Origin of the sequence: Rahnella sp. PCH160, from assembly GCF_047784855.1 — a bacterium.
Lineage (GTDB): Bacteria > Pseudomonadota > Gammaproteobacteria > Enterobacterales > Enterobacteriaceae > Rahnella.
Map to the genome: position 1 here is coordinate 1,441,234 of NZ_JBLOGT010000001.1, position 23,329 is coordinate 1,464,562.

Annotated in this window: 26 protein-coding genes and 1 pseudogene; 17 read left to right on the plus strand and 10 right to left on the minus strand. The window is 53.5% G+C overall.

Annotation, left to right across the window (positions count from 1 at the left end; genetic code table 11):
- Positions 1-13 precede the first annotated feature (13 nt).
- A pseudogene (tldD, locus tag ACM5QY_RS06650) lies at positions 14-1,458 on the plus strand (metalloprotease TldD).
- A 55-nt stretch (positions 1,459-1,513) separates the two neighbouring features.
- Here the strand turns inward: tldD and aaeR are convergent.
- Positions 1,514-2,452, minus strand: a complete 939-nt coding sequence (gene aaeR, locus ACM5QY_RS06655) for an HTH-type transcriptional activator AaeR (RefSeq protein WP_218523229.1) — start codon at positions 2,450-2,452, stop codon at positions 1,514-1,516.
- Between the two features lie 282 nt (positions 2,453-2,734).
- On the opposite strand from aaeR, the gene aaeX reads away from it, so the two are divergent.
- Genes aaeX through aaeB form a run of 3 tightly spaced genes read left to right on the plus strand, consistent with a single transcriptional unit; the run spans position 2,735 to position 5,847 of the window.
- Positions 2,735-2,938, plus strand: a complete 204-nt coding sequence (gene aaeX, locus ACM5QY_RS06660; RefSeq protein ID WP_416119812.1) for a p-hydroxybenzoic acid efflux pump operon protein AaeX — start codon at positions 2,735-2,737, stop codon at positions 2,936-2,938.
- A gap of 7 nt (positions 2,939-2,945) precedes the next feature.
- A complete protein-coding gene (gene aaeA / locus ACM5QY_RS06665; RefSeq protein ID WP_416119813.1) occupies positions 2,946-3,881 on the plus strand; it encodes a p-hydroxybenzoic acid efflux pump subunit AaeA in 936 nt (311 codons plus the stop codon).
- Between the two features lie 10 nt (positions 3,882-3,891).
- Complete coding sequence (gene aaeB / locus ACM5QY_RS06670) at positions 3,892-5,847, plus strand: p-hydroxybenzoic acid efflux pump subunit AaeB (protein WP_416119814.1); 1,956 nt, start codon at positions 3,892-3,894, stop codon at positions 5,845-5,847.
- Between the two features lie 67 nt (positions 5,848-5,914).
- Here the strand turns inward: aaeB and ACM5QY_RS06675 are convergent, their stop codons facing one another.
- Positions 5,915-6,496, minus strand: coding sequence for a maltose acetyltransferase domain-containing protein (locus tag ACM5QY_RS06675; RefSeq protein WP_416119816.1), 582 nt, complete (start codon positions 6,494-6,496; stop codon positions 5,915-5,917).
- Positions 6,497-6,745: 249 nt separating this feature from the next.
- Here ACM5QY_RS06675 and ACM5QY_RS06680 point away from each other — a divergent pair, with 249 nt between their 5' ends.
- Both ACM5QY_RS06680 and ACM5QY_RS06685 read left to right on the plus strand, forming a co-directional pair.
- Entirely contained in the window at positions 6,746-7,219 is a 474-nt protein-coding gene (locus ACM5QY_RS06680; RefSeq protein ID WP_416119817.1) for a ribonuclease domain-containing protein, read from the plus strand.
- Positions 7,220-7,224: 5 nt separating this feature from the next.
- The gene (locus ACM5QY_RS06685; RefSeq protein WP_416119818.1) at positions 7,225-7,518 is read left to right on the plus strand and encodes a barstar family protein; all 294 of its coding nucleotides are present in this window, start codon (positions 7,225-7,227) and stop codon (positions 7,516-7,518) included.
- 52 nt (positions 7,519-7,570) lie between these two features.
- Here ACM5QY_RS06685 and yjgA read toward each other — a convergent pair whose 3' ends face one another.
- Positions 7,571-8,122 carry a ribosome biogenesis factor YjgA gene (yjgA, locus tag ACM5QY_RS06690; RefSeq protein ID WP_416119819.1) on the minus strand — a complete coding sequence of 184 codons (552 nt, stop codon included), beginning with the start codon at positions 8,120-8,122 and terminating at the stop codon, positions 7,571-7,573.
- Positions 8,123-8,338: 216 nt separating this feature from the next.
- Between yjgA and pmbA the strand changes: the two genes are divergently transcribed.
- Both pmbA and cybC read left to right on the plus strand, forming a co-directional pair.
- Complete coding sequence (gene pmbA / locus ACM5QY_RS06695) at positions 8,339-9,679, plus strand: metalloprotease PmbA (RefSeq protein ID WP_416119820.1); 1,341 nt, start codon at positions 8,339-8,341, stop codon at positions 9,677-9,679.
- A gap of 161 nt (positions 9,680-9,840) precedes the next feature.
- A complete protein-coding gene (gene cybC, locus ACM5QY_RS06700) occupies positions 9,841-10,227 on the plus strand; it encodes a cytochrome b562 (protein WP_416119822.1) in 387 nt (128 codons plus the stop codon).
- Between the two features lie 173 nt (positions 10,228-10,400).
- Here cybC and rnk read toward each other — a convergent pair whose 3' ends face one another.
- Entirely contained in the window at positions 10,401-10,811 is a 411-nt protein-coding gene (gene rnk, locus ACM5QY_RS06705; protein ID WP_218521910.1) for a nucleoside diphosphate kinase regulator, read from the minus strand.
- 399 nt (positions 10,812-11,210) lie between these two features.
- On the opposite strand from rnk, the gene ACM5QY_RS06710 reads away from it, so the two are divergent.
- From ACM5QY_RS06710 to ACM5QY_RS06750, 9 genes are all read left to right on the plus strand, one after another.
- Positions 11,211-11,561: a glycine dehydrogenase gene (locus ACM5QY_RS06710; protein WP_416119824.1), complete on the plus strand. Its 351-nt coding sequence runs from the start codon at positions 11,211-11,213 to the stop codon at positions 11,559-11,561.
- A gap of 47 nt (positions 11,562-11,608) precedes the next feature.
- Positions 11,609-11,974: an SFCGS family glycine-rich protein gene (locus ACM5QY_RS06715; protein ID WP_416119825.1), complete on the plus strand. Its 366-nt coding sequence runs from the start codon at positions 11,609-11,611 to the stop codon at positions 11,972-11,974.
- Positions 11,974-12,273 carry a DUF4312 family protein gene (locus ACM5QY_RS06720; protein ID WP_416119826.1) on the plus strand — a complete coding sequence of 100 codons (300 nt, stop codon included), beginning with the start codon at positions 11,974-11,976 and terminating at the stop codon, positions 12,271-12,273. Before ACM5QY_RS06715 ends, ACM5QY_RS06720 begins: the two co-directional genes overlap by 1 nt.
- 32 nt (positions 12,274-12,305) lie before the next feature.
- Positions 12,306-13,082 carry a DUF4311 domain-containing protein gene (locus ACM5QY_RS06725; RefSeq protein WP_104924250.1) on the plus strand — a complete coding sequence of 259 codons (777 nt, stop codon included), beginning with the start codon at positions 12,306-12,308 and terminating at the stop codon, positions 13,080-13,082.
- Between the two features lie 12 nt (positions 13,083-13,094).
- Positions 13,095-13,742, plus strand: coding sequence for a DUF4310 family protein (locus ACM5QY_RS06730; protein ID WP_112169171.1), 648 nt, complete (start codon positions 13,095-13,097; stop codon positions 13,740-13,742).
- Positions 13,743-13,812: 70 nt separating this feature from the next.
- Entirely contained in the window at positions 13,813-14,946 is a 1,134-nt protein-coding gene (locus ACM5QY_RS06735; RefSeq protein ID WP_416119827.1) for an amidohydrolase/deacetylase family metallohydrolase, read from the plus strand.
- Positions 14,936-16,063, plus strand: coding sequence for a DgaE family pyridoxal phosphate-dependent ammonia lyase (locus tag ACM5QY_RS06740; protein WP_416119828.1), 1,128 nt, complete (start codon positions 14,936-14,938; stop codon positions 16,061-16,063). Before ACM5QY_RS06735 ends, ACM5QY_RS06740 begins: the two co-directional genes overlap by 11 nt.
- Positions 16,060-16,800, plus strand: coding sequence for a 2-dehydro-3-deoxy-phosphogluconate aldolase (dagF, locus tag ACM5QY_RS06745; RefSeq protein WP_416119829.1), 741 nt, complete (start codon positions 16,060-16,062; stop codon positions 16,798-16,800). Before ACM5QY_RS06740 ends, dagF begins: the two co-directional genes overlap by 4 nt.
- A gap of 127 nt (positions 16,801-16,927) precedes the next feature.
- Complete coding sequence (locus ACM5QY_RS06750) at positions 16,928-18,847, plus strand: BglG family transcription antiterminator (RefSeq protein ID WP_416119830.1); 1,920 nt, start codon at positions 16,928-16,930, stop codon at positions 18,845-18,847.
- Positions 18,848-18,981: 134 nt separating this feature from the next.
- On the opposite strand, the gene npr is transcribed toward ACM5QY_RS06750, so the two are convergent.
- From npr to lptB, 6 genes are all read right to left on the minus strand, one after another.
- Positions 18,982-19,254, minus strand: a complete 273-nt coding sequence (gene npr, locus ACM5QY_RS06755; RefSeq protein ID WP_056776243.1) for a PTS phosphocarrier protein NPr — start codon at positions 19,252-19,254, stop codon at positions 18,982-18,984.
- Positions 19,251-20,105, minus strand: a complete 855-nt coding sequence (gene rapZ / locus ACM5QY_RS06760) for an RNase adapter RapZ (RefSeq protein WP_416119831.1) — start codon at positions 20,103-20,105, stop codon at positions 19,251-19,253. Before rapZ ends, npr begins: the two co-directional genes overlap by 4 nt.
- A 67-nt stretch (positions 20,106-20,172) precedes the next feature.
- A complete protein-coding gene (gene ptsN, locus ACM5QY_RS06765) occupies positions 20,173-20,655 on the minus strand; it encodes a PTS IIA-like nitrogen regulatory protein PtsN (RefSeq protein WP_416119832.1) in 483 nt (160 codons plus the stop codon).
- A 98-nt stretch (positions 20,656-20,753) separates the two neighbouring features.
- Positions 20,754-21,041 carry a ribosome hibernation promoting factor gene (gene hpf / locus ACM5QY_RS06770; RefSeq protein WP_013577259.1) on the minus strand — a complete coding sequence of 96 codons (288 nt, stop codon included), beginning with the start codon at positions 21,039-21,041 and terminating at the stop codon, positions 20,754-20,756.
- Positions 21,042-21,064: 23 nt separating this feature from the next.
- On the minus strand, positions 21,065-22,498 hold the full coding sequence (gene rpoN, locus ACM5QY_RS06775) for an RNA polymerase factor sigma-54 (protein WP_416119833.1): 1,434 nt from the start codon (positions 22,496-22,498) through the stop codon (positions 21,065-21,067).
- A gap of 100 nt (positions 22,499-22,598) precedes the next feature.
- The gene (gene lptB / locus ACM5QY_RS06780; RefSeq protein ID WP_104924258.1) at positions 22,599-23,324 is read right to left on the minus strand and encodes an LPS export ABC transporter ATP-binding protein; all 726 of its coding nucleotides are present in this window, start codon (positions 23,322-23,324) and stop codon (positions 22,599-22,601) included.
- Between the last annotated feature and the right edge of the window lie 5 nt (positions 23,325-23,329).

The window sequence follows — 23,329 nt, forward strand, 5'->3', positions numbered from 1 at the left end:
AGAGAGTGAATCTATGAGTCTGGCCTTAGTCAGTGAGCAGTTACTAACTGCCAATAATCTGAGTCATCAGGATCTGTTTTCCGTTTTGGGCCAGTTGTCAGAACGTCGCCTCGAGTATGCCGATCTCTTTTTCCAGTCCAGCTTCCACGAAGCCTGGGTGATCGAAGACAGCATCATCAAAGATGGTTCTTACAATATCGATCAGGGTGTTGGCGTGCGTGCGGTCAGCGGTGAAAAAACCGGTTTTGCGTACGCTGACCAAATCACACTGAACGCGCTGCATCAGAGTGCGACGGCGGCACGCAGCATCGTCCGCGAGCAGGGGAACGGTAAAGTCCATACGCTGGGCGAAATCGCTTACAAATCACTTTACAGCGCGCTGGATCCGCTACAAAGCTTGTCGCGTGAAGCGAAAATTGAGCTTCTGCACTGCGTCGACAAAATTGCCCGCGCAGCCGATAAACGCGTTCAGGAAGTCAGCGCCAGCATTACCGGCGTCTATGAAACCGTGCTGGTCGCCGCTACCGATGGCACGCTGGCGGCAGACATTCGTCCGCTGGTGCGTTTGTCCGTGAGCGTGCTGGTCGAACAGGACGGGCGTCGCGAGCGTGGTTCAAGCGGCGGCGGTGGCCGCGTCGGTTATGATTATTTCCTCGAAACCGTCAACGGTGAAGTGCGTGCTGAAGCCTTTGCCCGTGACGCCGTGCGTATGGCATTGCTAAACCTGACCGCCGTTGCGGCACCCGCGGGGGTATGCCGGTAGTGCTCGGCGCGGGCTGGCCAGGTGTGCTGTTGCATGAAGCGGTCGGGCATGGTCTTGAAGGCGATTTCAACCGTCGCGGAACGTCAGTCTTCAGCGGCCAGATGGGTAAACTGGTGGCTTCTGAGCTTTGTACCGTTGTTGATGATGGCACAATGCCAGGCCTGCGCGGATCGCTTGCCATCGACGATGAAGGCGTGCCGGGGCAATACAACGTGCTGATCGAAAACGGTGTGCTGAAAGGGTACATGCAGGACAAACTGAACGCGCGTCTGATGGGCGTTGCGCCAACCGGTAATGGCCGTCGTGAATCTTACGCGCACCTGCCGATGCCACGCATGACCAATACCTACATGCTGGCCGGGAAATCTACTCCGGAAGATATTATCAGCAGCGTGGAATACGGTTTGTATGCGCCGAACTTCGGCGGCGGTCAGGTCGACATCACCTCCGGCAAATTCGTGTTCTCGACGTCGGAAGCCTATCTGATCGAAAAAGGCCGGATCACCAAACCGGTGAAAGGCGCAACGCTGATTGGTTCCGGTATCGAAGCGATGCAGCAGATTTCCATGGTCGGCAACGATCTGGCTATCGATAAAGGCGTGGGCGTGTGCGGTAAAGAAGGCCAGAGCCTTCCGGTCGGCGTCGGTCAGCCAACCCTGAAACTGGACAATCTGACGGTGGGCGGCACGGCGTAACCTCAGGTTTTCAGCGATTAGCCTCCCTTCTCAGGGGAGGCTATTTATTTCCTGCCTAATTCCACTGCGTGACTTTCTTGCCCTGCCGGTATCCCTGATACACCTTGCTGACCCGTTTGAAATAATCGGTCAGGTAATCCAGACACACCTGTACTTTCAGCGGGAGTTTGTCTTTTTCGGTATACAGCGCGTACACGGGGCGCGGGTCGGACTGGTAGCTTCTGAAAAGGATCTCCACATCACCGGCGTTAATCTCTTCAATCACCCACATCAGCGGCACGTATGCTATGCCGACACCGGCTTTCAGCCAGCGGATCATGGTTTGCGAATCGTTGGTGACGAAACGCCCTTGCGGCGTGATGCGCGTGGAAATGCCTTCCGGCGCGATCAGTTCAAACTCGCTGTCCGGGCGGACGCTGTATTCCAGCCACGAAAAATTCACCATATCGGCGGGTTTTTCCGGCGTACCGTGCTGCGCCAGATAGCTGCGCGCCGCACAGACCACCATCGGCATGGAACCTAACCGCGTGGAGAACAGGCTGGAATCCTGTAACGCACCGACGCGGATCACCACGTCCAGACCGTCGGCAATCAGATCCGGCGCAGGAATGCCGGTCACCAGATTGACCGTCAGGCCGGGGTATTCCGTGAGCATTTCAGCGGTCATGGCAGCAAGAACATTTTGTGCCATTGTCGATGAACTCCCGATGCGCAACGTGCCGGTCGGGGTGTTGTTGAAGGCATACAATTGTTCATGCACTTCACGCACGTCATGCAGCATTTTCCGGCATCCCTGATAGTAAAGCTTTCCGGCCTCTGTCAGGCCGATACTGCGGGTGCTTCGGTTTAGTAACTTGATTTGTAAGTCATTTTCCAGCTTGGAAATGGTCTGGCTGATGGCGGAAACGCTCATGTCGAGGCGTCGTGCAGCGGCGGTAAAAGAACCGCTTTCCACAACCTGAGCGAATATCGACATGCGTTTTAATCGGTCCATTGTTAACTCTGGCTTAAAAGTGATTTAGATCACAGAACGTTGATTACTTGATAATAAGCACGCTAATATACTCGTACGGGCGATAGAACTCAGGTTTCTGATTTCCTGAATCAATGCTTACCTTCGCACACTTCCCTGGCAACCCCACAGTTTCATTGAGCATTTCCCAGTGAATTAATTATCTCCGGGGATGCGTGGCATTGCCTAAAATAATGAATAATGCGTGCGCGGGGCGAGCAGTTCGCCCGTCGTCACTACGGGTAATAATGTAAGGAATTTTTGATGAGTTTGCTTCCGGTAATGGTGATTTTCGGATTGTCGTTTCCTCCGGTGTTTTTTGAAATACTGCTGGCACTGGGGGTGTTTTTCCTGCTTCGGCGGGTATTACAACCGACCGGTATTTATGACTTTGTCTGGCATCCGGCGTTGTTTAACACAGCATTGTATTGCTGTCTTTTTTACCTGATCTCCCGCTTGTTCGTCTGAGGCCGTTGTGAAAAATTTCTCCATAAAAATAATACGTTATGCAATTACGCTGATTCTGGTCGTTCTGGCTGTCATCGCAATTTTCAAAGCCTGGGCGTTCTATACGGAATCTCCGTGGACACGTGATGCCAAATTTACCGCTGACGTTGTGTCGATTGCGCCGGATGTGACCGGTTTAATCACTGACGTGCCGGTAATTGATAACCAGCTGGTGACTAAGGGGCAGGTGCTCTTCAAAATCGACCAGCCGCGCTATCAGCAGGCGCTGGACGAAGCGAGCGCTGACGTCGCGTATTATCAGGCGCTGGCCGCCGAGAAAAAACGCGAAGCCGGACGCCGTGTGAAACTGGGCGTTCAGGCGATGTCGCAGGAAGAAATCGATCAGGCGAATAACGTCCTGCAAACCGCGCAGCATCAGCTGGCGAAAGCGCAGGCCGCACGCGATCTGGCGGTACTGGATTTAGAGCGTACCGTGGTTGTCGCACCGGCAGATGGCTGGGTCACCAACCTTACCGTGCATCCGGGCAACTACATTAATCGCGGTTCTACCGCCGTTGCGCTGGTGAAGAAAAACTCCTTCTACATTCTGGCGTATCTGGAAGAAACTAAATTGCCGGGCCTGAAAAAAGGCGATCGCGCGGAAATCACCCCGCTGGGCAGCAACCGCATTATGCACGGCACGGTAGACAGCGTCGCGGCAGCGGTCACCAACAGTTCTTCGTCGGCGGCAACCAACGGTCTGGCGACTATCGACAGCAACCTGGAATGGGTGCGTCTGGCGCAGCGCGTGCCGGTTAAAATCGTGCTCGACGATAAAGACCAGCAGCATCCGTACCCGGCAGGGACAACGGCGACCGTTGTTATCACCGGCAGCCATGACCGTAAACAAGATGAAGGCACCCCGTTCCTTCGCCTCCTGCATCGCCTGAGAGAGTTTGGCTAAGGCCGGAAAGATGAATAGCGTACTTATTCCGCGCGTACGGTTTGCGTGCAAGTTGACATTCGCCATTCTTGGCGCCCTGGTGCTCGGCTTCTATCTGCAACTCGAAACACCACGCTGGTCCGCCATGACGGCGGCCATTGTGACATCCGGCCCGGCACTGGCGGCGGGCGGCGAACCTTTTGCCGGTGCTATCCGTCACCGTGGTTTTCTGCGTGTGATCGGGACGTTTATCGGCTGTATTGCGGCACTGGTGATTGTGATTACCACTGCGCGTGCACCGGTCGTCATGCTGCTACTGTGCTGCATCTGGGCCGGCGTCTGCACCTGGTGGTCTACACTGGTGCGTATCGAAAACTCCTACGCACTCGGGCTGGCCGGGTATACCGCGCTGATTATTGTCGTGACCTCCGCCAGTTCGCCGCTGCAAACGCCGCAATTTGCGGTTGAGCGTTGCAGCGAAATCGTTCTTGGGATTTGCTGTGCGATCGTCGCTGACCTGCTGTTTTCTCCACGCTCAATCAAAAAAGATATCGACCGCGCCGTCAGCCAGCTGATACTTGATCAGTTCGCACTGATGCGGATTTGCGTGAATAACGCGTCGAAGGAGGATATCGATAAGTCATGGAATAACCTGGTGAAAAGCACCACGACGCTGAACGGAATGCGCGGCAGCCTGATGATGGAATCGTCCCGCTGGCAGCGGTGTAACCGGCGTCTGAAAGCGTTGCACAGCACGTCGCTGAGTATGATTACGCAGGCTTGTGAAACCTATCTGATTATGCAAGCGTCGCCGGAGCGGTTGTCTCCGGAGCTGAAAGCGATGTTTGATGAGCCCGCCGAGAGCGTCGTCGACGTTCATCGCCGGCTTAAACAACTGCGTCAGGTGATTGCCGGTATGCACAGCGATAACGTGCTGATGACTGTCAGCGCCTGGGCCGGTGCAGGCACCCGTGCGTTGTTGCTGATGAAAGGCGTGCAGACCAACAGCAGCATCAGCACCGTGGAAAGCGGTGTGCTGGATGGCGAAGTGGTGGTGCGTCCGGTTTCTGCCGAACGTCATCACGCGATGGTCAACGGTTTGCGTACCTTTACGGCGACGGCGATTGGTTGCCTGATGTGGTTGTGGACCGGCTGGACGTCGGCCAGCGGCTGCGTGATTATTATCGCCGTGGTGACTTCACTGGCGATGCGAACCCCGAACCCGAAAGGCATGGCGATGGACTTTATCGTCGGCATGTTGCTGGCGATCCCGGTCGGCTCGATGATGTTTATGCTGATTATGCCCGCGACGCAGCAGAGTTTGTTCCTGCTGTGTCTGATGCTGGGGATTTTCACCTTCTTTATCGGTATCGAAGTCACGAAACGCCGTCTCGGGATGCTCGGTTTGCTGGCGGGCACCATCAATATTCTGGTGCTCAGTAACCCGATGAAATTCAATGTGACGTCGTTTCTCGATAACGCGCTGGGGCAGGCGATCGGTACGGTGATTGCGATGGCCGTGTTGTTGATTATTCGCGATAAATCCCGTGAGAAAACGGGCCGCACGTTGCTCAACCGCTTCATGAGCAGCGCGGTTTCGGCGTTAACCACCAAAGCCTATCGCCGTCGTGAAAACCATCTTCCGGCGCTTTATCATCAGCTTAATCAGCTGCTGATGATGTTCCCGGATGACATCGGCAAATACCGTCTGGCATTGCAGCTGATCATTGCGCATCAGCGCATGAAGCAGGCGGAAGTGCCGGTTAACGATGAGCTTTCCGCGTTCCACAAGAAAATCCGAAATACGGCCGATCATGTGGTGTCATCGGGCGAAGGTAAACGCACGTATTATTACCAGCGCCTGCTGAAAGAATTGGGTGAATATCAGGAAAAGCTGGCCGATTACGAGGCACCGCCAAAAGTCACCGAACCGGTGCGGCGTCTGACCGAATTGCTCCACCGTTATCAGCATTCTTTCCTCGCCTGAGTTTTCTTCAGCGCAGCAAAAGGCCGGTGCATCGATTCATGCGCCGGCCTTTTTATTTTCAGCGTTTTTATTTCATGAACGTTTTGCGATCTTCCGCCGTTATCTCACGCAAAACCCGGCACGGCACGCCCGCGGCCACAACATCCGGTGGGATGGATTTCGTGACCACGCTGCCTGCGCCAATCACGCTGTTGCGGCCGATGGTGACGCCCGGATTCACAATCACGCCCGTGCCCAGCCAGACGTTATCTTCGATGACCACCGGGCGTGAGAATTGCTGCCCGGTAATGCGGATTTCAGGATCGATAGGGTGTCCGGCCGTCGCCAGCGTAACGTTCGGCGCCATCATCACGTTATCGCCAATTGTCACCGTGGCGTCATCCACCACCGTGAGATTGAAGTTCGCGTAGAAATTTTTCCCGATATGAATATGTGTGCCATAAGCCACGCGAAGCGGTGGCTCAATCCAGCCGTTTTCGCCAATACTGCCCATCATGTCTTTCAGCAAACGCTGGCGTTTTTCTTCTTCTGACGGGCGGGTCAGGTTGTAATCGTATACGCGCTCTTTCCCGGCGCGGCGCTCTTCGGGCAATCCTTCGCCCATGTCGGTGTAAAGCTCGCCAATGTTCATTTTTTCGCGTGTCGACATGCTTTCTTCCTTTTTAAGATGAGTCAGGTTGCAGACAGTTTACGGAGCGCTCATCCGGCTGTGAACGTATGACATTCAATTTTGCGACCTGTGTCTCTCAGTGCTGTCTGAGAGACGCTTGCGTTCAAGCCGCTATACTTGTTTCTGTTCACTGTTTTAGGAAACCAGTAAGTCAGCTTTTCAGAAAGCGCCTTTTAGTCAACAATAAACAGTAGAACCCCCTATTCTGGCAAAGCACAAAGGACGCCAATGAAGATTCTTAACGGGCTGCGTTCGCGCACTTTCGCACGTACTTTTTCGCGAAATATACTCATGGCTGCCGCCGTAATTGTAGGGCTGGCCGGTGTTGCCGGGCACGTTGTCGCAAAATCGACATACAATCAGGGCACAATCGTTTCGGGTACCGATGAACAAACGGTGGTCAGTTATTTGCGCCAAAATCATAGATTACCTGAATACTACATCACCAAGAAAAAGGCGCGGGAAGCGGGCTGGGATGCGCGAGCAGGAAATCTGTGCGACGTATTGCCGGGAAAAGCCATCGGCGGGGATCGTTTCTCAAACCGGGAAGGGCGCTTACCAGCGGCCGACAAACGGGTATGGCGTGAGGCAGATATCAACTATCGCTGCGGACGTCGCGGTGCTGACCGCGTGCTCTTTGCCAGCGACGGACTGATTTATGTCAGCCGTAACCATTATCAGAATTTTGTTCGGGTGGAGTAATGTCGATGAAAAAAGTGAGCTTCGATTTTAATCACATCCCGGATTTACCGGCATTTTACGGCGAGTTTGTCCGTCAGTTCGAACTGACCGACGAATTTGGCGCGAATCTGGACGCACTCTGGGACGAGGTGACCGGCGGAATTGCGCTGCCGGTTGAAATTGATTTCTTAAATCTGAATGCCAGCCGCAAACGGCGCTTTGGTGCGCTGATTCTGCTGTTTGAAGAGGCGGAAGAAGAACTGGAAGGTGAATTGCGCCTGAATTTGCTGGAGAAACCGGCCGCGAAAGCGAAAGGTTAAAAAAGAAAAAACCCGCTATTTTCTGTCAAGCAAAAGGCGGGTTTTAGTTTTTTTAGCCCTGGCCTTCAGCCAGTTCGCGCAGATACTGGAAAATCTGGCGGTAAGATTTTGGTGGCTTGTTCGCCGCTTTCTCTTTTTGCGCGTTGCGGATCAGCGCGCGAAGTTGCTGACGGTCAGCTTCCGGATAAAGATCTAAAACGGAAGGGATGACATCGTCGCCTTCTTCGACCAGACGGTCACGCAGAATTTCCAGTTTATGGAACAGCGAAACCTGCTGGTTATGGCGGTTTTTCAGTTTATCCAGCGCGGTCTGGATCGGCTCAATGTCACGGGAACGCAGCATTTTACCGATCAGCTGCATCTGGCGACGGCGGCCTTCTTTCTTGATCTTCTGCGCAAGATTGATGGCATCGCGCAGATCTTCGTCCAGCGGCAATTTGTCGAGCGAGTTATTACCGAGATCAACCATTTCTGCACCGAGATCTTTCAGCGCCTCGGCGTCACGTTTGATTTCACTTTTACTGACCCAGATGATCTCATCATCTTCTTCGTTCGCGTTGTTATCGGGAACGTCGTCGTGCCAGTCGTCAATTTTCTTTGTCATGGGCGCTTCCTCTTAACGAGGTAATCCTGTCAGTTTGATTGTGCTTTATTGCTTCGGCCGCATTATGCCACAGTCCTCTATATTCTGTTGCAACTTCGGTTTAACACCGTCGGACTGAAAGCGAAATTATGGCGAGTCTCTGTTAGACTCAAAGGTATTCGTTTTCATAAAGCAGTGTAGAACAATCCCTTTTATCTCATAAGCGATGGCATGCCGATGAACGTAGTCAATCAAGTTGCGCAGCAGCGTAAAACCCTGGAACAGGCCGTATCTCAGGCACTGGAGCTGGCGAAAGCAGGCTCAGACGCCGCGGAAGTTGCGGTCAGCAAAACCACCGGTATCGGCGTCAGCACGCGTTTTGGCGAAGTTGAGAACGTAGAATTCAACAGCGATGGCGCGTTAGGCATCACTGTGTATTATCAGAACCGTAAGGGCAGTGCGTCTTCCACCGATTTAAGCCCGGATGCGATTTCCCGCACCGTGCAGGCTGCGCTGGATATCGCGCGTTATACGTCACCGGATCCGTTCGCGGGCGTGGCGGATAGAGACATGCTGGCCTTCGATGCGCCAGATCTGGATCTCTTCCATCCGGAAGAGCTGGATCCGGATCGCAGTATCGAACTGGCCGCCCGCGCTGAACAGGCCGCACTGAAAGCGGATAAACGCATCACCAATACCGAAGGCGGCAGTTTCAACAGCCACTACGGTATCCGCGTTTTCGGCAACAGCCACGGTATGTTGCAAAGCTACTGTTCGACGCGTCACTCCATTTCTGCGTCGGTTATTGCTGAACATGAAGGCGATATGGAACGCGATTACGCCTATTCCATCGCCCGTAAAATGAGCGACCTGAAAGACCCGGAATGGGTCGGCGAAGAGTGCGCACGCCGCACGTTGTCGCGTCTGGCTCCGCGTAAATTACCGACTATGCAGGCGCCGGTTCTGTTCGCATCCGAAGTGGCGACCGGCCTGTTCGGGCATCTTGTCGGAGCAATCAGCGGCGGCAGTATTTACCGTAAATCGTCATTCCTGCTCGACAGCCTCGGCAAGCAAATTCTGCCGGAATGGCTGACAATCGAAGAGCATCCGCATCTGTTACAGGGTTTGGCCTCGACGCCGTTCGACAGCGAAGGTGTGCGCACCGAACGCCGTGATATCGTCAAAGACGGTGTGCTGCAAAGCTGGCTGATGACCTGTTATTCCGCACGCAAACTCGGTCTGCAAACCACCGGCCATGCGGGTGGCATCCACAACTGGCGCATCGCCGGGCAGGGTGACGATTTTGCCGGAATGCTGCGTAAGCTCGACAAAGGTCTGGTTGTCACCGAACTGATGGGGCAGGGCGTCAGCGGCGTGACCGGTGACTATTCTCGTGGCGCGGCAGGTTTCTGGGTTGAGAATGGCGAGATCCAGTATCCGGTGAGCGAAATCACCATCGCTGGTAATCTGAAAGACATGTGGCGCAATATGGTTGCCATCGGCAGCGATATTGAAACCCGCAGCAATATCCAGTGCGGCTCCGTGCTGTTGCCTGCGATGAAAATCGCCGGCGAATAATTCTTTACTAAAGCAGCGATTGCCCGATCGCTGCTTCTTTCTTTACTACCTTTCTTTACAAAAAATACATCCCGTTTTCTTCTCTCTCAGCCTATTTTTATAAAGCCTTACAAGCAATGTCGTTTTAACTAACAAATAAAAAACAATAGAGAGAAAAGAATATGCGCAAACAACTGATGGCGTTGGCGGTAATCGCCCTGTTAGGAAGCAGTACGGCAGTTCTGGCCGCTGATTTAGAAACGGATATGGACACGATTTCTGATAACTACAGTAAGGTGCTGAAAACCAGCGATCAGGCGGAACTGACCACCAGCCTGGCCAATATGAAAGCGGCAGCGGAAGACGCAAAAAAAGCCACGCCGCCGAAGCTGAAAGGCAAAGCACCCGATAGCCCTGAGATTCAGGATTACCACAAAGGGCTGGATACGCTGATTGGGCAGATTGATTCGGCATCGGCTTTGGCGAAAGCCGGCAAAGTGGATGAAGCGAAGAAAGAAGCTGAAGGGTTTAAGGCTACGCGTAATGAGAACCACAAGAAGTTTAAATAATAGATGTGGCTTCCTTGCCCTCCCCCTGCGAAGGGGAGGCTGGGAGGGGGTTTAGCAAGCGAAAAAAAGTTTAAGCGTACCTCAACTTTATGATTTTTCTTTAAAACCCCACCCCAACCCTCCCCTTCGCAGGGGAGGGAGCTGTTCAGAGCCTTACGCTGACTCATGCGATCTTACCGCCGTAACTCCCCGGCCGCCTCCGGCTGATACAGCAACTCCAGCACATTCACCACACTTTCACCGCCGCCGGGCATTTCCCACGTAATGCTGCCGCCGACGCGCAGGCCTAACAGTGCGGCTCCAAGCGGTGCCATCACGGAAAGCTGTTCGTTGCTGTCTTTCAGCGCCGCCGGATAGACCAGCGTACGGATGTGCTCTTCGCCTTCTTTACCTTCCGTAAAGCGAACCTTGCTGTTCATCGTTACCACGTCGGCCGGGATTTGCTCGGGTGGCAAAATCTCTGCGCGATCTAACTCTTCATTCAGCGCGTCGGCCACCGGGCTGCTGGCAAAAGCCGGTTGCGCCAGCAGTGTATCCAGGCGTTCTGCGTCAAGTTCGCTGATGATCAGTGTCGGTTTACTCATAACATTCTCCATGGTTCCTTTTGCATCACCCGCTTCATGCGAGTGGGGTGCCAGTAGGCAAAAAACAACACCCCTGCGGGTGAGCGCAGGGGTGTCAGTATTTTGCAGGTGTTCTTTGATACTAGGCATTCTTTTCGTTAAATGAAAGCGTTGTGAGGGAATTATTCCGCATTGCTAAAAATCCGATTACCAGTGAAATACGCTGCTACAGACGGCAATACTCAGTGATATGACGACTTAACTTTTCGTTTTGCGAATGAGATCTGCTCAGCTCACCGTATTTCCACTTCGAACTGGAAAAAGACCCTCTACACAGGAAATCTCTCCAGGGTTAGGGTAAAGACAGACGAAATAAACGGCTGAAAATAGAAAGTCAGGCAAGGAGAGAGGTAACCGCGAGTGAATAAGGGAACCGCATCGGTGAAAAATATCGGGCAGACAGAGCTGGAAGACGCTCCGGCGATAACAGAGCAAGTATTGAAAGAGATTCAATTGATGCAAAGTGCGAAAAATATCTACACCACAGATGTTCAGTTGCAGATGTTAACGTCACACGTTAAAGCCATGGTATTACGCTCAATGACCGGCGAGCCATTGCCTGAAGTCGAAAAAGATTTATTTGACGAAATTTCTGATGAATCCATGCAAATGGCGGAAGACGTGGTCAGCTGGTTCGGAAATTTACCGATTGAGGAAGCGTATTTACTCTCGGTGCATTTTGAAGTCGCAAGAGACAACGAACCGAAATAATCCTGATTTTTTGTTTTAACGAATTAACCAAATTGGAGATGTCAATTATGGGACAAGTATTAGTTGTGATCGGCGACCGTTTAGGTAAAGGTCAGAAAGTCGCTGCTGGCGTGGAAGCGGCTGGCGGAAGAGCCATTGTTGTCCCAGGTATGGCAGCAGATATGAAACTTGGCGACGTGATGAAAGCAGAAGGCGCGACCTTCGGTATTTCCTTCTGCGGCAGTGGCGGCGCGGGTGCGATTACCGCACAAAACAAATACGGATATAAAGCTAAGTACGGGATGCGTTCTCCGGAAGAAGGTGTCACGGCAATTAACGAAGGCTGTTTGGTATTAGGGTTCGGATTTATGGATAAAGAAGAACTGGGTCAGCGTCTGGTTGAAGCTTATAACAAGAAGTATGGTCAGGCGTAATGAAGCAACAATTAACCACGACAGTTCGGGTTGAAGGAAAGGGCGAAAATAAGGCTGCCGCCTTTTCTTCCGCACTGAGTCAGGTTCAGAGAACGGTTCTCAAATCTTCGGCCAGTAATGTCTTGCTGCGCATCGAACCGCAGGACGTCAAGGTTATTACGGCCGAGGAATCAGTAAAAAGAGAAAAGTTTCTGTTCTTTTTTCTGGCCAGGGAAAAAAAGAGTTATTACGTGGCGTTAGACATTACCGTCAACCTGACTGTTATTAATACGGAACAGGTGGTTTTTGTCACGAAATAAAAACGTTAGCTATAAATGACAAGGATATACTGATGTTTTTAATTATTTTATTTAAGTCGCTTATTATCGGCGGACTGGTAGGTGTGGGGGTAGGTGCCGGTGCGGCACGTATGTTCCACGCGCCTACCGTGCAAGGGATGGGGGCTTTTCGTACTCTGGGGGAATTAAATTCCTGTGAAGGCGATCCGGCTTCGCATTTTTCATTTGGTCTGGGCTTCTTCTTTAACGCCTGGGCTTCTTCCGTTGCGGCGGGTTCTTTCACACAGGACGTCGACCACCGCATCATCCCTCACTGGGCGACCGCTGCCCTGATGTTCAAAAACCGCAATGTGGCTGAAACCCTGCACGACCCGCGCAAGATGGCGATTGCGGGCGGCATCATCGGCATGATTGTGGTGGCTTTCTTAAACACCACCGCGTCTGCGGTGCCGGCGGCCTTGCAGGTGACGGCGATTAAAGTGCTGGTGCCTGCGGCTAACCTGCTGGTGAACACCGTGATGCCGGTGATTTTCTGGCTGGCGGCAATCGATGCAGGTCGTCGTTCCGGTTTCTGGGCCACCATTTTCGGCGGTCTGGCGCAGATGATCATGGGTAACGCCGTGCCGGGTCTGGTGCTGGGTATTCTGATCGGGAAAGGCGTTGAAGAAAGCGGCTGGAACCGCGTCACCAAAGTGATGATGGCGGCGATTATCGCGCTGTTCGCGCTGAGCGGCTTCTTCCGTGGTTTCGACGTCAAACTGTTGCAGTCTTTCATGCTGGATGTTCCCGCGTGGCTGAACGGCATTCACAACTCACTCAGCGGCAAGTAAGGGAGCATGACAATGGAAGAACAAGCCAAACGTGGTTTCTGGTACGCCGAGTGGTCGTTCCCGATCTTCGTCGGTCTGCTGTCCTCGGGCGTTTTCGCCGGGACGCACATGTATTACCTGTACGGCATTGGTGCGTTTAACGAAGTGGCGTTTGTCTCGATGCTGCGTTCAGGCATGGATACCGGCGTGTATGGCGCGGTTGCGGCCTTCGGTGCCAGTTTCCTGTTTGCCCGCATTATCGAAGGTTCACTGGTCGGTATTCTGGATATCGGCGGCGCAATCCAGACCGGTATCGGTCTGGGCGTTCCGGCGATGTTGCTCGGCGCGGGGATTATCTTTCCGGTGGCGAACTTCGCCGCCTCGCTGGTTACCGGCCTGATCCTCGGTTTAGCCGTGGGTTACATCATCATTCTGGCGCGTAAATTCACCATCAATCAGAGCAACTCCACCTACGGTGCGGATGTGATGATGGGCGCGGGTAACGCCTCCGGTCGTTTCCTCGGGCCGTTGATTATCCTCTCCGCGATGGCCGCGTCGATTCCAATCGGCCTGGGTTCACTGCTTGGCGCGCTGGGCTTCTACCTGTGGCAGAAACCGATCACCGGCGGTGCCATTCTCGGTGCGATGGTGCTGGGCGCTATCTTCCCGGTATCACTGTAAGTCATTCAATAAGAAAGCAGTAATCAGGCGTCAGGATTGCTCTGGCGCCTGAGATTATGGAGAACGTCGTATGTATGACTTAATCATCCGACAGGCAAAAAGCACAGACGGCAGCCTGACTGATATTGCAATTCAGGGCGGCAAGTTCGCCGCCATCGGCACGCTGGCCTCCGATGCCACCGCCCGCCAGACACTCGACCTTCAGGGCAAGGTTTACGCCAGCGCCGGTTGGATCGACTCCCACGTTCACTGTTACCCAAAATCGCCGATTTATCATGACGACGCTGACCTGATCGGCGTGGCCTGTGGTGTCACCACCGTGGCGGATGCCGGAAGTACCGGCGCAAGTGATGTCGACGATTTTTACAAGATCACCCGCGAAGCGAAAACCAACGTCTATGCGTTTCTGAATATCGCCCGCACCGGGATTGTTACGCAGAACGAACTGGCCGATATGGCGCAGATCGACAAAGTTGGCGTACGTGACGCCATTGCGCGCAACCCCGGTTTTATCATCGGGATTAAAGCGCGCATGAGCAGCAGCGTCGTCGGCCAGAACGGCATCAAACCGCTGGTTCGCGCCAAAGAAATTCAGCAGGAAAATAATGATTTACCGCTGATGGTGCATATCGGCAATAACCCGCCGAACCTTGATGAAATCGCGGATTTGCTGACTTCCGGCGACATCATCACGCACTGCTATAACGGCAAACCGAACCGGATCCTGTCACCGGAAGGCGTGCTGCGCGATTCGGTTAAACGCGCGCTGAGCCGTGGCGTGCTGCTCGATGTCGGGCACGGCACCGCCAGTTTCAGTTTCGACGTGGCGGAACTCGCCATCAGACAGGGCATTTTGCCCCACACCATCAGCTCCGATATTTACTGCCGCAACCGCATGAACGGGCCGGTTCACAGCCTGGCGACGGTGATGTCCAAATTCTTTAGCGTGGGCATGACGCTGACGCAGGTGATTGATTGCGTCACCTCTCACGCCGCTGATGCTTTACGCCTGCCTGCAAAAGGGCGTCTCGAAGTGGGCGCTGACGCCGACCTGACGCTTTTTGAACAGCGTTTTGTGCCGCAGGTATTTGTCGATTCCGAAGGGACGTCCGTGAAGGGCGAAAGTTTGCTGGTACCTCTGGCCGCCGTGGTCGCGGGTGTCACTCTGTTAACCGAAGAAGGGAAATCTGCTCATGTCTTCTGAACAATCTTTGTATGAAAAATATCAGCTGAAACAGGTTATTAACGCGTCCGGCCGCATGACGGCACTCGGGGTTTCCACGCCGCGCGAAGAAGTGGCGGCGGTGGTGAATACCGGCCTGAATCATTATTTCGAGATGAAGGATCTGGTGAATAAAACCGGCGCTTACATCGCTAAATTGCTGAATGTCGAAAACGCGGTGGTGGTGTCCTGTGCGTCTGCCGGGATTGCGCAGTCGGTCGCGGCTGTGATTGTCAAAGATGACGCCTGGCTGCTGGAAAACCTGCACGCCGCGCCGCTGGAAATCCCGCACGACATCGTGCTGCCCAAAGGTCACAACGTAAACTATGGCGCACCTGTTGCCACGATGGTGGCGATGGGTGGCGGAAAAGTGGTCGAGGCCGGTTATGCCAACGAATGCTCTGCGGCGCAGCTTGCGGCCTGCATTACGCCACGCACGGCGGCCATTTTGTACATCAAGTCCCACCATTCCGTGCAGAAAAGCATTCTCTCTGTGGAAGATGCGGCGGCAGTTGCGCGTGAACATAATCTGCCGCTGATTGTGGATGCGGCGGCCGAAGAAGACCTGACCTGTTATTACGAAATGGGCGCAGATCTCGTGATTTACAGTGGTGCGAAAGCCATTGAAGGCCCGACCAGCGGTCTGGTGCTGGGTAAAAAACAGTACGTCGAATGGGTGAAGCTGCAATCCGGCGGCATCGGCCGTGCAATGAAAGTCGGTAAAGAAGGCATTCTTGGTTTGACGCAGGCGATTGAAAGTTACATCACGCTGCCGAAAACCACCGGGCAGGAAATGGTCGACAAAATGACGCCATTTATCGCCAGCCTGAATGAAATCAATGGTGTGACCGGTCGTGTGGTGTGGGACAGCGCCGGGCGCGATATCGCCCGTACCGAAATCACGTTCGATGAAGCGGTTCTGGGCTGGAAAACCAAAGCCATTGTGGACGCCATGAAAAACGGCGATATCGCCATTTACTTCCGTGGCTACCGCGCCAATGAAGGCAAGATTGAAGTTGACGTGCGCAGCGTGACGCCGCCGCAGCTCGCCATCGTCGCCGACCGTTTCAAACAACTTTTCAGTGGAGAGAAAGCATGAAGCTGACCCCAAATTTTTACCGTGACCGCGTCTGTCTGAACGTGCTGGCAGGGTCAAAAGACAACGCACGGGATATCTACGAAGCCGCAGAAGGGCATGTTCTGGTGGGTGTGCTTTCCAAAAACTACGCGGATGTCGCAAGCGCCGTCGCCGACATGAAGGAATATGCCGCGCTTATCGAAAACGCGCTGTCCGTAGGCCTGGGCGCGGGCGATCCGCGTCAGTCGCTGATGGTCAGCCAGATTTCTCAACAGGTTCAGCCGCAGCATGTTAATCAGGTGTTCACAGGCGTCGGCACCAGCCGTGCGCTGCTCGGGCAGAACGACAGCGTAGTCAACGGTCTGATTTCGCCGACCGGTAAAGTCGGTTTCGTGAAAATTAACACCGGGCCGCTGAGCTCCGCTGCGAGTGACGCGATTGTGCCGGTGGAAACCGCGATTGCGTTGCTCAAAGACATGGGCGGCAGCTCGGTGAAATATTTCCCGATGGGCGGCCTGAAAACCCGCGAGGAGTTCGCCGCCGTGGCGCGTGCCTGTGCAGAACAGGATTTTTGGCTGGAGCCGACCGGCGGTATCGATCTGGAAAACTTCGAGCCGATTATGGAAATTGCGCTGGCCGCTGGCGTGACCAAAATCATCCCGCATATCTACAGCTCTATTATCGACAGCGCGACCGGCAATACGCGTCCTGAAGATGTGAAAACCCTGCTGGCCAGCGTTAAAAAGCTGATTGGTTGAAGGATTTTAACCTTCCGGTGTAATTTTTGATGATTGTAATATCATTCACTGAATGAATTAATAAGCTAACCACTTTGTCGGGCACTGATCAGTGCCCGTTACTGGCTCCGGTCTTTCAGGAAGAACCATGGTGAGATTTCCCAATCAACGGCTGGCGCAGCTTTTCGATGCGCTCCAGACCGAAACCCTGCCTCAGGATGAGCTGGCAAAACGTCTGGCGGTATCGACAAGAACGGTGCGCGCTGACATTACTGCGCTGAATGAAATCATTGCAGGTTACGGCGCGACGTTTGTCCACAGCCGGGGCAGCGGCTATCAGCTGCGCATCGATGATGCGGCGCTGTTTTCGTCGTTACAGCAATCAACGCAACGGAAACCTAACCCGACCCCGCGCACCGCCGCCGGACGGGTGAAGACGTTGCTGATCCGCTTTTTGACCTCAGCTTTTTCATTAAAGCTGGAAGATCTGGCCGATGAGTGGTTTGTCAGCCGGGGAACCCTGCAAAATGATATGGCTGAGGTGAGGGAGCATCTGACGCGCTATCACCTGAATATCGAAACCAAACCGCGCTATGGCATGAAACTGTTCGGCGCTGAGCTGGCGATCCGTGCCTGTCTGACTGATTTGCTGTTTCAGCTGGATGCCGAAGAACAGGCGAATCCGCTACTGAAGGCCGAAAGTCTGGAGCCGGAAGCCTTAGCTCCGTTAACGCGTTTTATGCATCAGTTGCTGACGCAGTCTTCCATTCGGCTGACGGATGAAGGCGAGCAGTACCTGATCCTTTACTGCGCCGTGGCGATCAAGCGGATTACCGGCGGTTATCCGCTGACGGATTTCGATGCTGAAGAGGGCGATCCAGCGGTGAAGCAGGTTTCTGTGCGGCTGGCGGCAGAACTGAAAAATCTGGTCGGGAAGGAAATTCCGGCTTCGGAAGAGGCGTATCTGCGGGTGAATATCGCCGCGCGCCGCGTACAGCAAATTTTGCCGACGGACATTAACGCCGACGACGATGAATCGCTGGTCGATTACATTCTTTCGTACATCAACTCGCACTATAACTATGATTTGCAGGGCGATAAGCAGCTTCGCGCGGATCTGCTCACGCACATCAAAACCATGATTACGCGGGTGAAATACCAGATCAATATCCCCAATCCGCTGCTCAATAATATTAAACAGCATTACCCGATGGCATATGATGTCACGCTGGCAGCAGTTTCAAGCTGGGGAAAATACACGCCGTATACGCTGAGCGAAAATGAGATCGGTTTTCTGGTGCTGCACATCGGCGTCGGGCTGGAGCGGCATTACAACATCGGCTACCAGCGCCACCCGCAGGTCATGCTGGTCTGCGATACCGGTAATTCGACCATCCGCATGATTCAGGCGCAGATTAACCGTAAATATCCGCAGCTGGTGATGAAGCAGGTCGTGTCGCTGCGCGATTACGAGAAGCTCGAACACATCGACGAAGATTTCATTATCTCCAACGCCCGCATTACAGAGAAGAATAAACCGGTGGTGGTGCTCTCGCCGTTCCCGACGGAATACCAGATGGAGCAGCTCGGCAAACTGGTGCTGGTCGATCGCACACGGCCTTATATGCTGGAGAAATTCTTCGACGAAAAACACTTCATGATCATCAATGAACCCATGACGCAGGCGGCGCTTTTCCGCCACGTCTGTTCGCAGCTTGAAGCGGAAGGGTATGTCGACCAGGCGTTTTACCCGTCGGTGGTGGAGCGCGAGGAGATTGTCTCGACCATGCTGGGTGAAGGGATTGCGTTACCGCATTCGCTCGGATTGCTGGCGAAGAAAACCGTGGTGATCACGCTGTTATCGCCACACGGGATTGCCTGGGGCGAAGGGGAAACGGCGCACGTGATTTTCCTTCTGGCGATCAGCAAGGCTGATTACGAAGAGGCGATGGCGATTTATGATTTGTTCGTGACGTTTGTGCGGGAACGATCGATGAGCCGTCTGCTGAGCAGTGAGAATTTTGAAAGCTTCAAGGCCATTGCAATAGATTGCCTTTCACGAATTTAGCCTGCGTCCTTGGCGCCGCAGCGGCGTTAGCGGCGTTCGCTCACCCGAATCACTGACTGATGTCAGCTCATCGGGACTCTCTCGCTTGCTGCCTTGCTGCAACGCCAATGACTTTGGCTAAGAGTGGGGGAGTCTTAATCCTCGTCGAAACCGGAGTTGATGAGATTAACGACGGCGGTCAGCGCCTGTTCTTCGTCGGGGCCGGTGGCTTCGATTTCAATCTGCTGACCTTTCGGAGAATCGAGCATCAGCAGGGCAATCACGCTGCTGGCTTCCGCCTCAATGCCTGTGCCGTTGCGCAGCATCACTTCTGACTCAAAGCTCTGCACCAGTTCAAATAACTTCATCGCCGGACGGGCATGCATCCCTAACCGGTTTTTGATTTCTACCGTTTGTTTAACCGTCATGATTTGCGTTTTTCCAGCGTGCGATGGCGGGACTGGACATTCTTCCCACGGGTACGGAAATAGTCTGCCAGCTCTTCGGCGATATACACCGAGCGGTGCTTACCGCCGGTACAGCCAATGGCGACGGTCAGATAGCTGCGGTTGTTGGTTTCCAGCGCCGGCAGCCATTGTTCAAGGTAGCTGCGCGTCTGGTAGATAAAGTTATGCACTTCGGTATGACGGTCAAGGAACGCGGCGACCGGTTTGTCGAGGCCGGTCATCGGACGCAGTTTCGGATCCCAGTGCGGGTTCGGCAGGAAGCGCACGTCGAAAACGTAATCCGCATCAATCGGAATACCGTGTTTAAAACCAAAGGATTCAAAGACCATGGTCAGTTCACGTTCGCGTTTGCCCAGCAGGCGTGTACGCAGCATTTCAGCCAGTTCATGAACGGACATCTCGGAGGTATCGATGATGAGATCGGCGGCAGAGCGCAAAGGCTCCAGCAAATCGGCTTCTTCATCGATAGCACTTTCAAGGGACAAGTTTTTGCTGGAAAGCGGGTGCAGACGACGGGTGTCGCTGTAACGGCGGATCAGGGTATTACGGTCAGCGTCGAGGAACAGCAACTGTGGCGAAAAGCTTTCCGGCAGCTGTGACATCGCATGCTCATAAACTTCCGGTGTTTCTGGCATGTTGCGAACGTCAATGCTGACGGCCGCAGACGTATTGCGTTCGACAAGGGTCTGGGCAAGCTGCGGCAATAATACGACCGGCAGGTTATCCACACAGTAAAAACCCATGTCTTCCAATGCCCTAAGGGCAACCGACTTCCCGGAACCGGAACGGCCGCTGACAATCATCAGCACCATGGTGTCACTCCCCTGGCATTCAGTGTTCAGAATTCATTTTCCCGGTGCGCTACCGGGAATAAGTAATTTATTCGTTTTCAGTCATTATATGGAACAATTCTTCGTCACTTTGCGCTCCGCGCAGACGACGACACACCCCTTTATCCGCCAGTTTTTTCGCGACTAAAGACAGGGTATGTAAATGGGTTTTACATTGATCTGCCGGAACCAGCAAGGCAAAAAGCAAATCCACAGGCTGATTATCGATAGCGTCGAAAGCGATCGGCTGTTCAAGCTGAATGAACACCCCGACGGCACGTAAAGTGTCTTCTTCCAGCTTTCCGTGCGGAATCGCGATCCCGGCACCGATCCCGGTGCTGCCCATGCGTTCACGGGTCAAAATGGCGTCAAAAATCACCTGCGGTGACAAATTTAATTGTTTGGCCGCCAGTTCGCTGATGATTTCCAGTGCGCGTTTTTTGCTGGCGCAATGAACGCCGCTTTTAGTGCATTCGGCATTAAGCACCGACGTTAATTGCATTGCAGTATCGTTAATCATGTCATCTTTCACTTTTGCGCTGTTTCACCCTTAAAGCTATATCGGCTCGTTTCCCGAAGGTCACAAGCCGATGCCCGAAGGTTTGTAGCACAGGGTTGGCTACATGAATGTCAGTGCTGTTTCAGTTTGTCTTTGTGCTTGTTCAACTGACGGGCCAGTTTATCAACCAGGCCGTCAATTGCCGCGTACATATCCTGATGTTCCGAGGTGGCATGCAACTCGCCTCCGTTCACATGCAAAGTGGCTTCCGCGACTTTCTGCACCTTTTCAACGCTCAACACCACATACACCTGATTAATCCGGTCGAAATACTGCTCAAGCTTGGCCAGCTTCGACGTGATGAATTCTCTCAGGGGATCCGTGATCTCAATGTGATGTCCGGTAATGTTGAGCTGCATAATGTCTTCCTTCTCTGTTGAGGTCAAACTAACTGTTTACGTTGGTTTGAGGGCGGGATGGACAAAGACTCTCGGTATTTGGCGACAGTCCTGCGGGCCACCATGATCCCCTGATCGGAAAGCAGGGTGGCTAACTTACTGTCACTGAGCGGTTTTACAGGATTCTCCGCTGCGATTAATTTCTTCACCAGCGCGCGGATCGCGGTTGACGATGCCTCGCCGCCGCTGTCTGTACTGACATGGCTGGAGAAAAAATACTTCAGTTCGAAAATGCCACGCGGGCTGTGCAGGAACTTCTGCGTCGTTACGCGTGAAATTGTCGATTCATGCATTTCCACGGCGCTGGCGATATCGGCCAACACCATGGGTTTCATAAATTCGTCACCTGACTCAAAGAACGCCTGCTGCTGCTCAACGATACAACGCGTCACTTTCAATAAGGTGTCGTTACGGCTTTCCAGGCTTTTGATCAGCCATTTGGCTTCCTGCAAATTGCTGCGGATAAATTGTCCGTCGCTGTCGCTGCGTGCGGAGTTTCCCATCGCGGCGTATTGCTGGTTGATCTTCAAACGCGGAATGCTGTCGGAGTTCAGTTCTACCGTCCAGACGCCCGTCACTTTACGCACCAGCACATCGGGGATCACATATTCGGATTCACCGGTGTTGATCGACTGGCCCGGACGCGGATCGAGAGACTGAATCAGCTGCATCGCTCCTTTCAGTGTATCTTCTTTTAGCCGGGTTGAACGCATAAGTGCGCGGAAATCATGGTTCGCCAGCAAATCCAGATGTTCGCTGATAATCAGACGGGCTTCGGTGAGGAAAGGGGTGTCTGTGGCGTACTGGGAAAGCTGGATCAGCAGGCAGTCACGGAGGTCACGCGCTGCCACACCGACCGGGTCAAAACGCTGAACGCGTTTGAGAACGGCTTCCACTTCGTCCATGCTGACGTTGTCGTCACCGATGCTTTCGAGGATGTCGTCAAGGGAAATGGTCAGGTAGCCGGTATCGTCTACGGCATCAACAATGGACGTTGCGATCGCGGCGTCAGTATCAGTAAACGGCGTCAGCTCAACCTGCCACATCAGGTAATCCTGAAGTGTCTGGGTGGTTTCGCCCTGATAAATCGGCAGCTCGTCGTCGCTGTAATCGTTGCCGGTGCCGGAAGGCGTGCCCGCGGTATAAATCTCGTCCCAGGTGGCGTCCAGCGGCAACTCTTCGGGCATGTCTTTTTGCTCGAGGGCTTCGCGGGTGTCTAACCCTTCGCTGTCCGGTGTTTCTACCGCATCAATCTCTTCATGCAGGTCAGTTTGTTCCAGCAGAGGGTTGCTCTCCAGCGCCAGTTGGATCTCCTGTTGGAGCTCAAGCGTGGACAGTTGCAACAGGCGTATGGCCTGTTGTAACTGAGGAGTCATTGCCAATTGTTGGCTGAGTCTGAGTTGCAAACCTTGCTTCATATCTTGGTTTTATTTCCGTTGATTACACACTGAGTAACTTCTGTCAGAGACCTGCCCGTGAGACTTTACGTCGAAACGGGCACGGTTCCGGCGGCACAGATCACAGACGGAATTCTTCACCAAGATAAACGCGTTTAACCTGTTCATCAGCAAGAATGTCGGCTGGCGTGCCGTGGGCGATCAATTTGCCCTGACTGACGATATAGGCACGCTCACAAACGTCGAGAGTTTCGCGAACGTTGTGGTCAGTGATCAGTACGCCGAGGCCACTGTCACGCAAATGCTCAATGATTTTTTTGATGTCGATGACGGAAATCGGGTCAACCCCGGCGAACGGTTCATCCAGCAGGATAAACTTAGGGTTCGCTGCCAGCGCGCGGGCAATTTCAACACGACGTCGTTCGCCACCGGACAATGACTGACCGAGGTTATCGCGCAAATGAGAAATATGGAACTCTTCCATTAACTCGTTGGCGCGGTCGTTACGCTGTTCTTTATTCAGATCGTCACGGATTTGCAACACCGCCATCAGGTTATCAAACACGCTCAGACGGCGGAAGATGGAGGCTTCCTGAGGAAGATAGCCAATACCGCGACGGGCACGGGTATGCAATGGCAGAAGACTGATGTCTTCATCGTCAACGATGATGCGGCCTGCATCACGTTGCACAATCCCGACGACCATGTAGAAGGTGGTGGTTTTACCCGCCCCGTTTGGCCCCAGCAATCCGACGATTTCTCCCGAATTAACATTCAGGCTGACATCTTCAACGACCTTGCGGCCTTTGTATGCCTTGGCCAGATTCTCTGCGATTAATTTTGCCATAAAAT

What these genes read in the sequence shown, in the direction of transcription:
- aaeX (WP_416119812.1), top strand. Translation starts at nt 2,735, where the DNA reads ATGAGTTTGCTTCCGGTAATGGTGATTTTCGGATTGTCGTTTCCTCCG.
- ACM5QY_RS06680 (WP_416119817.1), top strand. Translation starts at nt 6,746, where the DNA reads ATGAAGATTCTTAACGGGCTGCGTTCGCGCACTTTCGCACGTACTTTT.
- cybC (WP_416119822.1), top strand. Translation starts at nt 9,841, where the DNA reads ATGCGCAAACAACTGATGGCGTTGGCGGTAATCGCCCTGTTAGGAAGC.
- ACM5QY_RS06730 (WP_112169171.1), top strand. Translation starts at nt 13,095, where the DNA reads ATGGAAGAACAAGCCAAACGTGGTTTCTGGTACGCCGAGTGGTCGTTC.
- npr (WP_056776243.1), bottom strand. Translation starts at nt 19,254, where the DNA reads ATGACGGTTAAACAAACGGTAGAAATCAAAAACCGGTTAGGGATGCAT.
- pmbA (WP_416119820.1), top strand. Translation starts at nt 8,339, where the DNA reads ATGAACGTAGTCAATCAAGTTGCGCAGCAGCGTAAAACCCTGGAACAG.
- rpoN (WP_416119833.1), bottom strand. Translation starts at nt 22,498, where the DNA reads ATGAAGCAAGGTTTGCAACTCAGACTCAGCCAACAATTGGCAATGACT.
- ACM5QY_RS06685 (WP_416119818.1), top strand. Translation starts at nt 7,225, where the DNA reads ATGAAAAAAGTGAGCTTCGATTTTAATCACATCCCGGATTTACCGGCA.
- yjgA (WP_416119819.1), bottom strand. Translation starts at nt 8,122, where the DNA reads ATGACAAAGAAAATTGACGACTGGCACGACGACGTTCCCGATAACAAC.
- hpf (WP_013577259.1), bottom strand. Translation starts at nt 21,041, where the DNA reads ATGCAGCTCAACATTACCGGACATCACATTGAGATCACGGATCCCCTG.
- ACM5QY_RS06740 (WP_416119828.1), top strand. Translation starts at nt 14,936, where the DNA reads ATGTCTTCTGAACAATCTTTGTATGAAAAATATCAGCTGAAACAGGTT.
- dagF (WP_416119829.1), top strand. Translation starts at nt 16,060, where the DNA reads ATGAAGCTGACCCCAAATTTTTACCGTGACCGCGTCTGTCTGAACGTG.
- ACM5QY_RS06715 (WP_416119825.1), top strand. Translation starts at nt 11,609, where the DNA reads ATGGGACAAGTATTAGTTGTGATCGGCGACCGTTTAGGTAAAGGTCAG.
- rapZ (WP_416119831.1), bottom strand. Translation starts at nt 20,105, where the DNA reads ATGGTGCTGATGATTGTCAGCGGCCGTTCCGGTTCCGGGAAGTCGGTT.
- ACM5QY_RS06720 (WP_416119826.1), top strand. Translation starts at nt 11,974, where the DNA reads ATGAAGCAACAATTAACCACGACAGTTCGGGTTGAAGGAAAGGGCGAA.
- ACM5QY_RS06675 (WP_416119816.1), bottom strand. Translation starts at nt 6,496, where the DNA reads ATGTCGACACGCGAAAAAATGAACATTGGCGAGCTTTACACCGACATG.
- aaeB (WP_416119814.1), top strand. Translation starts at nt 3,892, where the DNA reads ATGAATAGCGTACTTATTCCGCGCGTACGGTTTGCGTGCAAGTTGACA.
- rnk (WP_218521910.1), bottom strand. Translation starts at nt 10,811, where the DNA reads ATGAGTAAACCGACACTGATCATCAGCGAACTTGACGCAGAACGCCTG.
- ACM5QY_RS06725 (WP_104924250.1), top strand. Translation starts at nt 12,306, where the DNA reads ATGTTTTTAATTATTTTATTTAAGTCGCTTATTATCGGCGGACTGGTA.
- ACM5QY_RS06750 (WP_416119830.1), top strand. Translation starts at nt 16,928, where the DNA reads ATGGTGAGATTTCCCAATCAACGGCTGGCGCAGCTTTTCGATGCGCTC.
- aaeR (WP_218523229.1), bottom strand. Translation starts at nt 2,452, where the DNA reads ATGGACCGATTAAAACGCATGTCGATATTCGCTCAGGTTGTGGAAAGC.
- lptB (WP_104924258.1), bottom strand. Translation starts at nt 23,324, where the DNA reads ATGGCAAAATTAATCGCAGAGAATCTGGCCAAGGCATACAAAGGCCGC.
- ACM5QY_RS06735 (WP_416119827.1), top strand. Translation starts at nt 13,813, where the DNA reads ATGTATGACTTAATCATCCGACAGGCAAAAAGCACAGACGGCAGCCTG.